A 13,978-nucleotide genomic window follows, 5' to 3' on the forward strand; every position below is an offset into this window, starting at 1 on the left:
CTCCGTCGTGACGACTACGGCTTCAGCTCGGCGTACGCCTCGGCGCTGCTGTCCTGGAGGAACTGCCGGCAGCGCTCGGCCTCTTCCTTCTCGTCGATCGCGCCGGCGGCACGGGCGAGGGCGGCGAGGCAGCGCAGGAACCCCTGGTTGGCCCGGTGGCTCCACGGGACGGGGCCGTGTCCCTTCCATCCGGCCCGGCGCAGCGCGTCCAGCCCGCGGTGGTAGCCGGTGCGCGCGTACGCGTACGACTCGACCACGCGCCCCGCCTCGAAGGCGTCGTCGGCGAGCATCGCCCAGGCGAGCGAGAACGTGGGGTGCTTCGCGGCGACCTCGGCCGGGGACCGGGACTCCTCGCCCAGCAGGCGGTACGCCTCTTCGTTCTCCGGCAGGTACGTCGGTTCCGGGCCGCCGAGCAGGTTCTTGTGCGTCGTCATGCACGCAGTCTGTCACTTGCGGACGAGGGCCCGGGACGTCCACGCCTGCACGGCGCACTCCGCCCATACCGTCTTGCCCACGGGATGACGAGATGTCCAGCCCCAGCGCAGTGCCAGGGCGTCGACCAGGAGCAGTCCGCGACCCGACTCGCCGTCGGGGTACGACGAAGGCGGGGCGGCAGGCGGCCGTTTCGCGGCCGCGGCGTCGGCGACCTCGATCCGGACCAGGCCCGCCACCTCGTCGAGGCAGAGCCGCAGACGGACGTCGCGCCCCGGGACGCGTCCGTGCCGTACGGCGTTCGCGGCGAGTTCGCCGACGACGAGAGCGATCGTGCACGACAGGTCCGACACCGGCGGGTGCCCCCACGCCTCCATGCCGCGCACGGCGAAGCGCCGGGCGAGCCGCGCGCCTCGGGGCGAGGAGGCGAACTGCGCGGTGACCTCCTTGCGTTCGGTTCCTCCGCCGTCGGACGCGACGGCTTCCGCCGCGGGGCGTTCGGTGCTCCAGCGCGGTTCTTCGCGCGGTTCTTCGCCCGAGACGGTGGTCGTTCCTGTCAGCACGGTGTGTCCGTCCTTGCCTGTCAAGCCCTGGGACGTCCCGCGATGTGCGCGAGTCGTCACGTTCCGTACTCAAGAGTCGTCGCGCGGCCCTGCGCTCGGAAGGTGACGCGGCCTTACCTTTCGGGCCGTAAGGAACGGAAGTGACGCCTTGGCCAACGGAATTGACCCCAGTACGTCGATGGCGGCGCTGTTCGGCGCACGGGTACGCAGACTCCGTACGGCGGCCGGACTGACCCAGGCCGAACTCGGCAGGACGACCCATGTGGTGAGCACCCGCATCACCCAGATCGAGCGGGCCTCCGGCGCGAAACCGACACTGGGACTGGCCCGCGCGCTCGACGCCGCCCTCGGCGCGGACAACCTGCTGCCGGTCGGTGGCGCTGCGGTGATGCGTGAGCAGTTGGAGCGACTGCTTGAGGCCGCAGCGGAACCTCATATCACCGTGCAGGTCCTGCCGTTCGACCAAGGCGAGCACGGTGCGATGGGCGGCTCGCTGACGATTCTCACACTGTACGAAGGCTCGGAAGCCGCCTACACGGAAGGTGCGCACCACGGCCAACTCATCGAGGATCCGGCCGAGGTCAGGAGGTTTTCCTTGACCTACGATCGGCTACGGGCGGCAGCCCTGCCCCCGCTCATGTCGCTCGACATGATCCGCTCTGTGATGGAGGGCAACCACCGTGGAGCGAAGGTTCCGTCCCGATCTGAACGGCGTCGCGTGGCGCAGGAGCAGCTACAGCAATCAGGAGGGCGGCAACTGCGTAGAGGTGGCCGACGGGTTCCCCGGCATCGTCCCCGTCCGTGACAGCAAGGTCCCGCACGGTCCCGCTCTGTCCTTCGAGACCGGCTCCTGGGCGGTGTTCATAGGTGAGGTGAAGGCCGGGCGCCACCGCGCCTGAGCCGGCCGGGTCCCGGTCACCGGCCGTCTCCCGGGTCCGCCGGATCCTTGTCCGCGAGGGCTCGGTGGGCCGCTGACCTCCCCGAAGAACCGGGGGAAAGAACCACCCGCCCACCCACCCTCCCCGACCGCACGGCCCGTGTCACCCGTCCGAGTGACCGGCTTGCCGGGGCGGGACACGGGCGGTTACGTTCGCCGCGACAACCGCACACAGACGACGGCCCCCGGCCGGGACTGGCATCCCGATCGAGGGCCTGACCGTTCAGGAAGCGAAGACCTTCCCGATGGCTGACCCGCAGTCTAACGCGCGCCTGCGCGCCGGCGCCGGAGCTCCGACCTCCGGCGTGATCCACGTCCGCACCCGGCTCACGGCCGACTTCACGGTGATCTCGAACGCCCTCGCGCAGCGGCGCGGCAGTGCGGTCACGGTCGGCGTCGCTGCCTACATCCTCTCCCTTCCCGACGGCTCCCCCGTGACCATCGCCGCCCTGTGCGAGCACTTCACCGAGGGCGAGGTCCTGATCTCGCGGGCGCTCAGGGAACTCGAAACGGCCGGATACCTGGAGCGCCGCCGCGAGCGCCTGCCCACCGGGCGGATCCGTACCCGCACGTACTTCCACGACGTCCCCGGCGGTGGCCCGGATCCGGACGGGCTGCCCGAGCCGCCGAAGCCGCGCCGACACCGGAAACAGCCCGCCGTCGTGGGGGCGACGTCCCCGTCCGCCGCGACCGTGCGGGAAACGGCGCACGTGCCCGCGCAGGCCGAGAGGCAGACGCCGACCCCGCTCGCCGACGCCGTCGCCGACGCCGATCCGCGGGCCGTCGCCGTGCTCGCCGCCCTGCGCCGGGTCGATCCACGGCTGGTCCTGTCCGGGCAGGAGGCTGAACGACTCGCGCCGGCCGTCTCCCAGTGGCTCGCCGCAGGCGTCGAGGCACCCGAGATCACCGAGTTGCTCACCGCCGGACTCCCCGACCGTTTCCGTGCTCGCCCGGCAGGCATCCTCGCCTTCCGCCTGCGGGAGACACCCCTGCCCGCCCCACCCGCGTCGCCGCACCCTCTGGACCGTCCGGCCGCGCCGCCCTTCCAGACCTGCGACGGCTGCGACCGCGCGTTTCGCGCGCCGAAGCCGGGACGTTGCCGGGACTGCCGAGCCGGTAACCGCCTTCGTGCGGCCGGCTGAGTCGGTGGGTGGGTGTGCGGTTGCCCCGCAGGTGGGAGGGTCGATGTGGGACGATGCGAAACCCGGCATCAGGAGGAGGTGGGGCATGGTCGACAGGTTCAAGGACGGTCTGCTGACACCCGCAGAAACGGCCTCCTACCTTGAGATTCCCCAGTCGACCCTCACCTCGTGGCTGAAGGGCAGGGCCGCCGGAGCACCCCTGGTCCACCAGGTGGAGCCGGCACGGAAGGGACAGCCTTCGGTGCCTTTCATCGCGGTGGCCGAGGCGCACGTCCTTCGCTCCCTGCGCTCCCTGGGGCTCCGCATGAGCGAGATCAGGGAAGCGGCCGCCGCCGTACGGGACGCCTTCGACACCCCCTACGGCCTCGTGTGCAAGCGGATCGCCACGGACGGCGTGGACATCTTCATCGAACATGGTTGGGGGGACCTTCGTAGGGCCCGTGACGGCCAGGTCCCCATCCAGGAGGTGGTCTCCGACTACCTCCGGTACCTCACCTGGGAGCCGGGCGACGACTTCCCCTCCAGCCTGCAGCTGAGGCAGTACCCGGACTCTGTTCCCGTCGTGATCGATCCGAGGTTCGGCCACGGTCTTCCCGTGGTGGCCGCCAACCGGGTCACGGTCAAAGCCATCACCGACCTGTGGGAGGCCGGAGAGAGTGTCGAGGACATCGCGTACGACTACGACATGACGCCTGAGCAGGTGCATGCGCTCTGCCAAGCAGTGGTGCACCTTGCCGCCTGAGTTCTTCCTCGACCGGAATCTCGGTCGTCGTGTCGCCGAGGGACTGAGAGCCTGCGGGTGGACTGTTCACCGCATCGGAGACGTCTTCACGAACGACGGGCAGGACGTTCCCGACGAGGAGTGGATCGCTCACGGTCTCGACCGGTCCTGGGTCCCGCTCTCGAAGGACGGGCGGATCAAGACCCGGGACCTGGAGATCCAGCCTGTCATGGAGCGCGAGGCGGTGCTCTTCTACCTCGACAACCAGCAGCTTCGCAGCGTGGAGATGGTCGAACGGCTCGTCGCGCGCCGTGAGGCGATCCACCGGGCTGTCGTGAAGGGCGGTCCGGCGGCCTACGCGGTGCGACACGACCGCATCGAGCGCACATGGCCATGACGGGCGGGCAGCGTCTCGGTCGGGGAAGGGGTCGAGGACGGATGGAGCCGGCCCGGCTGCGCGGCTGGATGCGCGCGGCGAGGGAGCGGCAGACGTGCCTCGGCGTCGCCCGCTGGGCGAGCCTCCGGAAGATGCCCGTATCGGGATGCACCCTGCGTGGGGCTGCGGATGTTCCCCTCGACGTCAGGCACCCGATCCCCGGCCGGGCTTGACGGTCACCAGAGGCAGGGCGGTCGGTCAGGTGAGATTGAAGAAGAGGGTGTCCTGGGTGTACCAGCCGATGTTCTTCGTGGCGTACTCCCCCTCGTTGTGCTCGGTCTCCAGGTTGTCGATCAGCTCTTGGACGTCGTACCGGAAGTCGGCAGCCATCCGGTCCAGGACGGCGCGGTAGGCCTCGGCGGCGGGCTTGGCCTTGGCGAGCGGCAGATGGCCGACGGCGGGGTAGCCGTCGATCGGGTGCGGTAGGGACGGGAAGCCGGCGGGCAGCCCGCCGTAGAGGTAGCCGTGGGGCAGCAGGTCGGCGGGTACGCCGAGGCGTCGCATCTCGTCGTCGACCAGGCCGAAGAACGTCGAGGGCTTCGCGTAGGTGCCCAGGCGCATCGGGTCGGACGCGTTGTGGTCGATGATGTGCTGCACGGCGCAGTTGTAGGCGTTGCCCGCGCACAGTGCATCCGAGTCGGTGCGCCCGGCGATGAGGTGGTCGAGGGCGTCGGGGACGGACAGGGCCCAGTCGACGCCTTGGCGGTCGAGGTCGTCCTGCGCGGCCCGCGCGGCCTTGCGCATCCCGTCGAGGCGGCGCCGCTGGTCTGCGTTCAGATTGCCCTTGCTGCCCAGATAGGCCAGGACGTGGGCCTTGTCCGCGGTGGAGTACGCGAGGGTGTGACTCATGATCGCCATCGTGCCAAACGGCAGTGACACCCGCCCCCCTCGCCCTCGCGCCGTACACCGGTCGTGGGCGCACTGCGGCGCGACGCCGCGAGGATCTCCGAAGCCTCCACCGCGGCTCGCTCGATCGACCAGACTTGCTCCTGTTTCCCGACGGAGAAGGGACGGCAGGCATGGCGAACAGCGCACTTCTGGTGATGGACGTCCAACGGGACGTCGTGGCCGTCGCCGATGACGGTTCCGGATATCTGCCGCGCTTGCGCAGAGCGATCGACGGTGCCCGGGCGGCAGGTATCACCGTGATCTACGTGGTGCTCGGCTTACGGCCCGGCGATCCGGAAGTCAGCCCCCGCAACAGGGTGATGACGAACGCCGTGCGGGCCGGCCTGTTCACCGAGGGGGCCCCTGGCACCGAGATCCATGACGACGTCGCGCCCCAGCAGGGGGACGTCGTGGTCACCAAGAGGCGGGGGAGCGCGTTCTCGGGCAGCGACCTCGACCTGGTGCTCAGGGCGCGCGATGTCGACAGCCTCGTTCTCACCGGTATCGCCACCAGCGCTGTAGTGCTGTCCACGCTCTGGCACGCCATCGACCTGGACTTCGGCCTCACCGTCCTGGCGGATGCCTGCCTCGACACCGACCCCGAGGTGCATCGGATGCTCACCGAAAAGCTGTTCCCGCAGTGGGCAGATGTGCTCGCCGTCGAGGACTGGATCAAAGCCATCGCACCGAAGTAGCGGGAGGCCGTCACTAGCGGTTGACGGCTCGCATCCCCTCCTCGTCGTACCGCTCACCCGCCGCCTCGGGCAGTTCGGCGTCGATGCGTGCCAGGTCGTCCTCGGTCAGTGCGATGTCGACCGCGGCGGCGTTCTGTTCCAGGTAGGTGCGGCGCTTGGTGCCCGGGATCGGCACCAGGTGCTCGCCCCGGGCCAGTACCCAGGCGATGGCCAGCTGGGCCGGGGTCACGTCCTTCTCGGCGGCGATCTCCTTCACCTTTGCCGCCAGCCGCAGGTTCGCTTCCAGGTTGGCGTCCTGGAATCGCGGGTTCTCCCGGCGCCAGTCGTTCGTGTCCAGCTCGTCCGGCGAGGTGAACCGCCCGGCGAGGAAGCCGCGTCCGAGCGGCGAGTACGGTACGAAGCCGATGCCCAGCTCCCGGCAGGCGGGCAGCACCTCGGCCTCCACGTCCCGTGACCACAGCGAGTACTCGCTCTGCACCGCGGTGATCGGGTGCACGGCGTGGGCGCGCCGGATGGTCTCCGCGCTCGCCTCGCTCAGCCCGATGCAGCGCACCTTGCCCTCGGCGACCAGCTCGCCCAGTGCGCCGACCGTCTCCTCGATGGGCACGTTCGGGTCGACCCGGTGCTGGTAGTACAGGTCGATGCGGTCGGTCCCCAGACGCTCCAGCGAGCCGTGGACCGAGCTGCGGACGTGTTCGGCCGAGCCGTCCTGCGGGCCGACCGTGCTCATGTCGCCGGGCAGGGCGTTGTCCATCCGGTAGTTGAACTTCGTCGCGATCACGTACGCGTCGCGGTGCCCCCGGATCGCCTCGCCGACGAGTGACTCGTTGGTGAGCGGCCCGTACATCTGTGCGGTGTCGAGGAAGTCCACCCCGAGGTCGAGGGCGCGCCGGATGGTCGCGATCCCCTCCTCCCGGTCGGTGGATCCGTAAAAGGCTGACATGCCCATGCATCCCAGTCCGATGGCCGATACCTGAAGATCCCGCAGGCTGCGCTTCTGCATGCCGTGTCCCAGCCTTTCGCTGCACGCTCGTCGGTCGTCCGGACGGCACGAAGCCCCTCGTCCATCTAGCGACGGACTCCACCGCTCGGCATCTCGGGCGGGGCATCGGGTGACACGGGGCTCGTGCGCCGCGATGTCCGCGACGCTACGACCTGGAGCGCACTCCAGCGCAAGCCGGCCGTTCCGGCGGACCGGCACGGCGCCCCCCGCTCGGCGGGCCTTGCGGTGGCCGGGGTCATTGCGCAGGATGCCGGTGTGGGGACCGGGGCCCCCGTGCCAGCATCGGCAGGGGCGGACCGCTACCCGAAGCACATACAGGAGACAGCGATGTCCCACCAGGCTCACCAGTCCCAGGAGACCCCGGAGACGCAGGAGCCCGAGACCCCGCATCTCGACTTCCAGGGCACGACGCCGTACGAGGACTACGTCAGCGCGGACGTGCTCACCCACCTCCAGCACACCCTCTCCGACGACCCCGGAGAGATGGTCTTCCTGGTCACCACCCAGGTGATGGAGCTGTGGTTCACCGTCATCGTCCACGAATGGGAGACCGCGGCCCGCGCGCTGCGCGAGGACCGGGTGCCGGCGGCGATCGACGCGCTGAAGAGGTCCGTACGGGAGATGGAGGCGCTGAACGCGTCCTGGCGGCCGCTCGCGCAACTGACGCCCGCCCAGTTCAACTCCTACCGTTCCGCCCTCGGCGAGGGCTCCGGCTTCCAGTCGGCGATGTACCGCCGCATGGAGTTCCTGCTCGGTGAGAAGTCCGCGTCCATGCTCGTTCCGCACCGCGGCGCGCCCCGCGTGCACGCCGAGCTGGAGAAGGCGCTGCACGAGCCCAGTCTGTACGACGAGGTGCTGCGGCTGCTGGCCCGGCGCGGGCACGCCGTCCCGGACGCGGTGCTGCGGCGCGACCCGTCCCTCCGCCACGAGCCGTCGGAGGAGGTGGAGGCGGTCTGGGCGGCCATCTACTCCGGTGACGGGACGCATGAACTCGCCCGCCTCGGCGAGGCGTTGACCGATGTGGCCGAGCTGGTGTGGCGCTGGCGCAACGACCACCTGATGGCCACCCGGCGCGCGATGGGCGCCAAGCAGGGCACGGGTGGCTCCGCCGGGGTGGCGTGGCTGGAGAAGCGGGCGCAGAAGGGCGTGTTCCCCGAGCTGTGGACGGCGCGGTCGCATGTCTGAACTGGCCGCGAAGGCGAAGGAACTGGACGCAGCCGACCGGCTGGCCGGGCTGCGCGAGAGGTTCGTGCTCGACGACGTGGTCTACCTGGACGGCAACTCGCTGGGCGCGCTGCCGGCGGTCGTGCCGGGCCGGATGGAGGACGTCGTCCGCAGGCAGTGGGGATCGCTGCGGATCCGCTCCTGGGACGAGAGCGGCTGGTGGACGGCCCCGGAACGGATCGGCGACCGGATAGCCCCGCTGGTCGGGGCGGCGCCCGGGCAGATCGTGGTGGGCGATTCCACCAGCGTCAACGTCTTCAAGGCGCTGGTGGCGGCGGTCCGCATGGCCCGGGACGGCGGGAGCGGCGCGAGCGGCCGGGACGAGATCCTGGTCGACGCCACGACCTTCCCGACGGACGGGTACATCGCCGGCTCGGCGGCCCGGATGACGGGCTGCACGCTGCGCCCGGTGGCCCCCGCCGAGGTCCCAGGGGCGCTCACCGACCGCACGGCGGCGGTCCTGCTGAACCACGTCGACTACCGCACGGGCCGGCTGCACGACCTGCCCGGCCTGACGGCCGCGGTGCACGCGGCGGGCGCGACGGCCGTCTGGGACCTGTGCCACAGCGCGGGCGCCCTGCCGGTCGGCCTGGACGAGCACGGGGTCGCCCTGGCGGTCGGCTGTACCTACAAGTACCTCAACGGGGGCCCCGGTTCACCGGCCTACCTGTATGTACGGCGGGAGCTCCAGGACCGCTTCGACTCCCCGCTGCCGGGCTGGAACTCGCATGCGGAGCCGTTCGGCATGCGGGCGGAGTACGAAGCGGCGGCCGGCGCGGTGCGCGGTCGTGTCGGCACCCCGGACATCCTGTCCATGCTCGCCCTGGAGGCGGCGCTGGAGGTGTGGGACGGCGTGTCGGTCGACGCCGTGCGCGCCAAGTCGCTCGCGCTCACGGACTTCTTCCTGGAGTGCGTGGCGGCTCACGTCCCCGCGGGCGCGGCCGAGTCGCTGACACCGCAGGCGCACGCCGAGCGCGGCAGCCAGGTGGCGTTGCGGTGCCCCGGCGCGGGCGATGCCATGAAGCGGCTGATCGAGAACGGCGTGGTCGGCGACTTCCGTCCGCCGGACGTGCTGCGCTTCGGCTTCACGCCGCTGTACGTGGGCTTCGCGGACGTGGAACGGGCGGCACGCGTCCTGGCACGGATCCTGTCCTGACGCGGACCCTGCCCTGACAGGCGCTCCCCCGGTGGCGGCGACGACGCACCGGGGGAGGTCCTCGGTGCCCGCGACGACGCACCGGGAGGTCGGCGCACAGTCGGCGGCCGTCGGCCGGGCCGCACGGCTTCCCCGTCACCGCGGTGCCGCGCACACCCCGTCACCGCGGTGCCGCGCACACCCCGTCACCGCGGTGCCGCGCACACCCCGTCACCGCGGTGCCGCGTACACCCCCGCCGCCGCGGCGGCCACCGCCGCCCGCGCCGCCTGGTGCGCGTCGGCGGGGTCCGGTGCCGCTCCCGTGGTCAGCATCCGGTAGTACAGCGGTGCGGACACGGCCCGTACGACCGCCCCGGCGTCCGTCCCCTCCGGGAACTCCCCCCGTGCCACCGCCGCCGTCACGCACGGCTCCCATTCGGCGACCCGGACCTCGTAGAAGTGCCGCAGCGCCGCTGCGGCGTGCGTGTCGCACACCCCGGCCGCGATCACCGCCCGGAACAGCGCCCCCTGCCGCTCGTCCGCCAGCGTCCGCTGCACCAGCTCCGCGTTGGCCCGCAGATCCCCGAGGGCGGAGCCGGTGTCCACCCGCGGCAGCGACTGCTCGGCCATGTCGCGCAGGAGCTCCGCGACCAGTGCGGTCACCGAGCCCCACCGCCGGTACACGGTCGTCTTGCCGACGCCCGCGCGCCTCGCCACGTCCGCCAGGTCCAGATGCGCGAACCCGTGCTCGGCCAGCACGTCCCCGGCCGCCCGCAGTACGGCGGCACGGACCCGCGCGGTGCGCCCGCCGGGGCGCACGGTGCCGGGTTCGGGCGTCCCCTCGCCGGGGGGCGCGGACGCCTCGACCTCGGCGTCGGACTCGGACTCGACCTCGGCGTCGGACTCGGGCATGGAACCTCCTGGCGCGAAGGACGCCGCCGACCGGGCGCCGCCGACCGGGCGCCGGACACGGCGTCGAACACCGCGCCGAACACAGCGTCGAACGGGGTGTCGGACGACGAACGGACGCGCTGAGCTGACGGAACGCTTCCGCCGCACACCGTAACGGAACGGCGAGTCCGTTTGCCCCTCACCGAGCGTGACAACCCCATGCCGGCGCACGTCATCCGCCTGATACCGTCCCCGCCAACGGCCGGTTGCGTTTCCGGCCACCGTGTATCCAAATCCGTTTTGCCGCTGAGAGGTTGGAGCATGCCGGACGACGCCGCCCCCCGCGATGCCGCAGAACCGGACGACGCGTCCGCCCGGGCCGCCGCGGCCCGCGACGCCGCGGAAGAGGCGTCCGCCTTCTCGCACGCGCCGGTGGACCCCGACGCGACCGCCGCGTACGGCGACCACCCGGACCAGGTGATCGACTTCTACGCCCCGCGAGAGGCGGAACGCGCGGCGGCCGGGGCACCCGACCTCGCCCCCCTCGTCGTCGTCCTGCACGGCGGCGCATGGCGCGCGCCCTACGACCGCCGGCACCTCACCCCGTTCGCGGACTTCCTCGCCCGGCGGGGCTTCGCCGTGGCGAACGTCGAGTACCGCCGGGGCGCGCTCATCCCGGCCCAGGCCGAGGGCGAGGGCAGCGGCGCACGGCCGGTCGCGGGCCGCTGGCCGGACACGCTCGACGACGTCGCGGCCGCCCTGGACGCGCTCCCGGCGCTCGTCCGCGAGGCCCTCCCGCAGGCGGATGCGCGCCGCACCGTCGTCACCGGCCATTCGGCGGGCGGCCACCTCGCGCTCTGGGCCGCGGCCCGCCACGTCCTCCCGGCGGACTCCCCGTGGCGCACGGACGGCCCGGCCCCGCTGCGCGGCGTCGTGGCGCTCGCCCCGATCGCGGACTTCCACATCGCCCGCAAGCTGGAGGTGTGTGCCGGTGCGACCGTCCAGTTCCTGGGCGGTGACGCCCTGTTCGCGGAGCGGCAGCCGCACGCGGACCCGGCTCTGCTGCTGCCCACCGGCATCGCCACGACCCTGGTGCAGGGCCGTACGGACATCGTGGTCCCGCAGGCCGTCGCCGAGTCCTACGCGGAGGCGGCGGCGAGGGCGGGCGAGGTCGTCGGCCTCACCCTCCTCGAGGACGTCGGCCACTTCCCGCTGATCGACCCGGCGGCGGACGCGTGCGCGGTGGTGGCGGAGGAGATCGCCCAACTGGCCTGGTAGCGCGGCGAGGCGGTCGCCGCGCCGCCGCCCCACGCCCCCGTCGGCCGGCCTCCCCGTCATACCCGTCATACCTGAGAGCTACCTCCGAGGTGAGTCCTCCGGCGTGATGCCGACGACGTGTCACGCTCCGTAGCGTCCTGCCCCGAACGGTCCGACGAGGGCCGCCGGAAGGGGAGGACGTCATGGGGACACGGGGGAGCGGACCGGCCGCGGTCACGAGCGCGGAGGGGGGCACCGCCGGCGCCGGGCGGGCCAGGGCCGGCCGCTTCCGCCCTGGCCGCTTCCGCCGCGGCCTGCTCGCCGCGTTCGTCGCGGCTGCCGTCGTCGTCCCCCTCTCCGCCGCGGCGCGTCCGGCGATCCCGGCGCCGGCACCGGCGTCGCTCCCCCCGCTGTCGACGGCCACGCTCGCCGGGACGTACGCGGCGAACCGGGCCGACGCCGCCGAGGCGTCCGCCATGGCGGCGGCCCACGGCGACCGCGGGCGCGCCGCGGCGGACCGCGCCATGGCCTCCCCGGCCCGCCACCTCCTGGCCTACGACGGCCGGGGCACGGGCCGCGCCGTCGAGGTCTTCGGCGACCCGGCCACCGCGCGGCACATCGCGGTCCTGGTTCCCGGGTCGGACACCACGCTGGACACCTACGACCGCTTCCGCGCGGGTGCGTCGGCCCTGCACCGCGCCACGGGCGCCGGGACCGCGGTCGTCGCCTGGCTCGGCTACGACACCCCCCGGACGATCAGCACCACCGCCCTCACGGCCGCCCGCGCCGACCGGGCCGCCCCGCTGCTGGTGCGGTTCGTCCGCGAACTGCGCGGCGCCTGGGGCACGGCACCCCACATCTCGCTCCTGTGCCACTCCTACGGCTCGGTGGTGTGCGCCCGGGCGGCCGCCGCCGCGGACGTCCAGGACATCGTGCTGTTCGGCAGTCCCGGCACGGGCGTGGACTCCGCCGCCGGTCTGCACACCCGCGCCCGCGTCTGGGCGGCCCGGGGCGCCGACGACTGGATCGCGGAGGTGCCCCACACCCGCGTGGACCTGTTCGGCGCCACCGTCGGCTTCGGCACGGACCCGGTGTCCCCGGCCTACGGCGCCCGGGTCTTCGCGGCGGGCGGCGGCGGTCACAGCGACTACTTCGCGCCGGGCTCGGTCTCGCTGGCCAACCTGGCCCGGATCGTCCTCGGCGAGACCGCGGAGGTGACCCGTGCGTGACCTGACACCGCGGCGTCCGGTCCGGGCCGGGACGACCGCCCGACCGCACCCCCGCCCGGCCACCGGCGGCCCCGAGCCCCGGCACACGTCCCGCACCACGGCCCCGGTTCCCCCCGCACCCGTCCCGGCCGCCCCGCACGGGGCGCGGAACGCCCTGCACGCGGCACGGGACGCCCTGCGCGCCACCGCCCGCCGCATCGACGACGCCACCCCCGCGGGGAGGGACCGCGCGGTCGACGCCCTGCGGGCCCTCGCGATCCTCGGCGTCGTCCTGGGCCACTGGCTGGTGACCGCCCTGGTCGCGGACGGCGGCGCGCTGCGCGCCGAGAGCCCGCTGCACTCCATGCCGTGGCTGGCCCCGGTCTCCTGGGCGTTCCAGACGCTTGCGGTGTTCTTCCTGGTGGGCGGCCACGCGGCGACGAAGGGGTACGTCTCGGCGCGCGCCCGGGGCGTCCCGTACGGGTCCTGGCTGCGCAGCCGCCTGGTCCGGCTGTTCCGGCCCGTCGTGGCGCTCCTGGCGCTGTGGACGGTGGCGGCGGCCGGCCTGTCGGCGGCCGGCGCGGATGTCGGCACGGTCCGCACCCTGGTGAAGCTGGCCCTGTCGCCCCTGTGGTTCCTGCTCGTCTTCGCCGCTCTGACGGCGGCCACCCCGCTGCTGACGCGTCTCAACCCGCTGTGGCCGCTGGCGGTCGTCCTCCATGTGGACCTCGTTCGTTTCGGACTCGGCGGCCCGTCCTGGCTCGGCTGGGCGAACGTGGCGGCGGGCTGGCTGGTGCCGTACACGCTGGGCGCGGCCTGGACGCGCGGCGAACTGGAGGGCCGCCGCGCGGGCTGGGTGCTGCTGGGGGGCGGCGCGGCGGCGACGGCCGGGCTGGTGGCGTGGGCGGGCTACCCGGCGTCGATGGTCGGCGTCCCGGGCTCCGCGGTCTCGAACCTCGATCCGCCGACGCTGGCCGCCGTCACCTTCGGCCTGGCCCAGTGCGGGCTGGCCCTGCTGCTGCGCGAACGGCTGCGTCGCGCGATGCGCCGGCCCCTGGTCTGGGCGGCGGTGGCGCTGGTGAACCTCTCGGCGATGACGGTCTTCCTCTGGCACCAGACGGCGCTGATGGCGACCACCGCGACCGGCCTCCTCGCGGGCCGCCTGCCCGGCCTGCACACCACTCCCGAGGACCTGGCCTGGGTGGCGGCCCGGCTGGTCTGGCTCCCGGTGTTCGCGCTGGGGCTCGCGGTCTGCTGGTCGGCCTTCCGCACCCAGGAACAGGGACCACGCGGGGGCGGGGGCCGCCGGTCGCGCGTGGTGGCCGTCCACAGGTCCGGCGGCACCCGCGCGAAGGGGACCGGCGGTGCCTGAGCGGGCTCGGGAACGTGCGGCACGCCCCCGCGCGGTACGGCACGGCATCGCGCCGGACGACGCGGAAACGCGCC

At 73.0% G+C, this 13,978-nt stretch carries 16 protein-coding genes; 11 read left to right on the plus strand and 5 right to left on the minus strand.

The features are described 5' to 3' along the window. Positions 1 to 14 precede the first annotated feature (14 nt). Both ACFYMU_RS01890 and ACFYMU_RS01895 read right to left on the minus strand, forming a co-directional pair. Positions 15 to 434, minus strand: coding sequence for a DUF3151 domain-containing protein (locus ACFYMU_RS01890; protein WP_388366654.1), 420 nt, complete (start codon positions 432 to 434; stop codon positions 15 to 17). 12 nt (positions 435 to 446) lie between these two features. Then, positions 447 to 995, minus strand: coding sequence for an ATP-binding protein (locus ACFYMU_RS01895; RefSeq protein ID WP_388366656.1), 549 nt, complete (start codon positions 993 to 995; stop codon positions 447 to 449). A 178-nt stretch (positions 996 to 1,173) separates the two neighbouring features. On the opposite strand from ACFYMU_RS01895, the gene ACFYMU_RS01900 reads away from it, so the two are divergent. The 5 genes from ACFYMU_RS01900 to ACFYMU_RS01920 all read left to right on the plus strand — a co-directional run bounded on the left by ACFYMU_RS01900 (position 1,174) and on the right by ACFYMU_RS01920 (position 4,192). Continuing rightward, positions 1,174 to 1,800: a Scr1 family TA system antitoxin-like transcriptional regulator gene (locus tag ACFYMU_RS01900; protein WP_388366658.1), complete on the plus strand. Its 627-nt coding sequence runs from the start codon at positions 1,174 to 1,176 to the stop codon at positions 1,798 to 1,800. After that, positions 1,763 to 1,894, plus strand: a complete 132-nt coding sequence (locus ACFYMU_RS01905) for a DUF397 domain-containing protein (RefSeq protein WP_388366659.1) — start codon at positions 1,763 to 1,765, stop codon at positions 1,892 to 1,894. Before ACFYMU_RS01900 ends, ACFYMU_RS01905 begins: the two co-directional genes overlap by 38 nt. Before the next feature lie 283 nt (positions 1,895 to 2,177). Then, positions 2,178 to 3,074, plus strand: a complete 897-nt coding sequence (locus ACFYMU_RS01910; protein ID WP_388366660.1) for a hypothetical protein — start codon at positions 2,178 to 2,180, stop codon at positions 3,072 to 3,074. Between the two features lie 85 nt (positions 3,075 to 3,159). Beyond that, the gene (locus ACFYMU_RS01915) at positions 3,160 to 3,816 is read left to right on the plus strand and encodes a DUF433 domain-containing protein (RefSeq protein WP_388366662.1); all 657 of its coding nucleotides are present in this window, start codon (positions 3,160 to 3,162) and stop codon (positions 3,814 to 3,816) included. Next, positions 3,806 to 4,192 (plus strand): toxin-antitoxin system, toxin component, PIN family protein, encoded by a 387-nt coding sequence (locus ACFYMU_RS01920; RefSeq protein WP_388366664.1) that lies wholly within the window; start codon positions 3,806 to 3,808, stop codon positions 4,190 to 4,192. Before ACFYMU_RS01915 ends, ACFYMU_RS01920 begins: the two co-directional genes overlap by 11 nt. 237 nt (positions 4,193 to 4,429) lie before the next feature. Here the strand turns inward: ACFYMU_RS01920 and ACFYMU_RS01925 are convergent, their stop codons facing one another. After that, positions 4,430 to 5,080 (minus strand): hypothetical protein, encoded by a 651-nt coding sequence (locus ACFYMU_RS01925; RefSeq protein ID WP_388366666.1) that lies wholly within the window; start codon positions 5,078 to 5,080, stop codon positions 4,430 to 4,432. A 170-nt stretch (positions 5,081 to 5,250) separates the two neighbouring features. Here ACFYMU_RS01925 and ACFYMU_RS01930 point away from each other — a divergent pair, with 170 nt between their 5' ends. Continuing rightward, positions 5,251 to 5,814, plus strand: a complete 564-nt coding sequence (locus ACFYMU_RS01930) for a cysteine hydrolase family protein (protein WP_388366668.1) — start codon at positions 5,251 to 5,253, stop codon at positions 5,812 to 5,814. A 13-nt stretch (positions 5,815 to 5,827) separates the two neighbouring features. On the opposite strand, the gene ACFYMU_RS01935 is transcribed toward ACFYMU_RS01930, so the two are convergent. Next, positions 5,828 to 6,817 carry an aldo/keto reductase gene (locus ACFYMU_RS01935; protein ID WP_388366669.1) on the minus strand — a complete coding sequence of 330 codons (990 nt, stop codon included), beginning with the start codon at positions 6,815 to 6,817 and terminating at the stop codon, positions 5,828 to 5,830. A gap of 327 nt (positions 6,818 to 7,144) precedes the next feature. Here ACFYMU_RS01935 and ACFYMU_RS01940 point away from each other — a divergent pair, with 327 nt between their 5' ends. Then, the gene (locus ACFYMU_RS01940) at positions 7,145 to 8,002 is read left to right on the plus strand and encodes a tryptophan 2,3-dioxygenase family protein (RefSeq protein ID WP_388366671.1); all 858 of its coding nucleotides are present in this window, start codon (positions 7,145 to 7,147) and stop codon (positions 8,000 to 8,002) included. Next, a complete protein-coding gene (kynU, locus tag ACFYMU_RS01945) occupies positions 7,995 to 9,197 on the plus strand; it encodes a kynureninase (protein ID WP_388366673.1) in 1,203 nt (400 codons plus the stop codon). Before ACFYMU_RS01940 ends, kynU begins: the two co-directional genes overlap by 8 nt. Positions 9,198 to 9,407: 210 nt before the next feature. On the opposite strand, the gene ACFYMU_RS01950 is transcribed toward kynU, so the two are convergent. Then, positions 9,408 to 10,088, minus strand: coding sequence for a TetR/AcrR family transcriptional regulator (locus ACFYMU_RS01950; RefSeq protein WP_388366675.1), 681 nt, complete (start codon positions 10,086 to 10,088; stop codon positions 9,408 to 9,410). Positions 10,089 to 10,388: 300 nt separating this feature from the next. Here ACFYMU_RS01950 and ACFYMU_RS01955 point away from each other — a divergent pair, with 300 nt between their 5' ends. The 3 genes from ACFYMU_RS01955 (at position 10,389) to ACFYMU_RS01965 (ending at position 13,904) form a co-directional block, all read left to right on the plus strand. After that, positions 10,389 to 11,345 carry an alpha/beta hydrolase family protein gene (locus ACFYMU_RS01955; RefSeq protein ID WP_388366677.1) on the plus strand — a complete coding sequence of 319 codons (957 nt, stop codon included), beginning with the start codon at positions 10,389 to 10,391 and terminating at the stop codon, positions 11,343 to 11,345. Positions 11,346 to 11,527: 182 nt separating this feature from the next. Further along, positions 11,528 to 12,553, plus strand: a complete 1,026-nt coding sequence (locus tag ACFYMU_RS01960; RefSeq protein ID WP_388366679.1) for an alpha/beta hydrolase — start codon at positions 11,528 to 11,530, stop codon at positions 12,551 to 12,553. A gap of 154 nt (positions 12,554 to 12,707) precedes the next feature. Further along, positions 12,708 to 13,904, plus strand: coding sequence for an acyltransferase (locus ACFYMU_RS01965; protein WP_388366951.1), 1,197 nt, complete (start codon positions 12,708 to 12,710; stop codon positions 13,902 to 13,904). Positions 13,905 to 13,978 lie beyond the last annotated feature (74 nt).

The organism is Streptomyces sp. NPDC007264, from assembly GCF_042869095.1.
Taxonomy (GTDB): domain Bacteria; phylum Actinomycetota; class Actinomycetes; order Streptomycetales; family Streptomycetaceae; genus Streptomyces.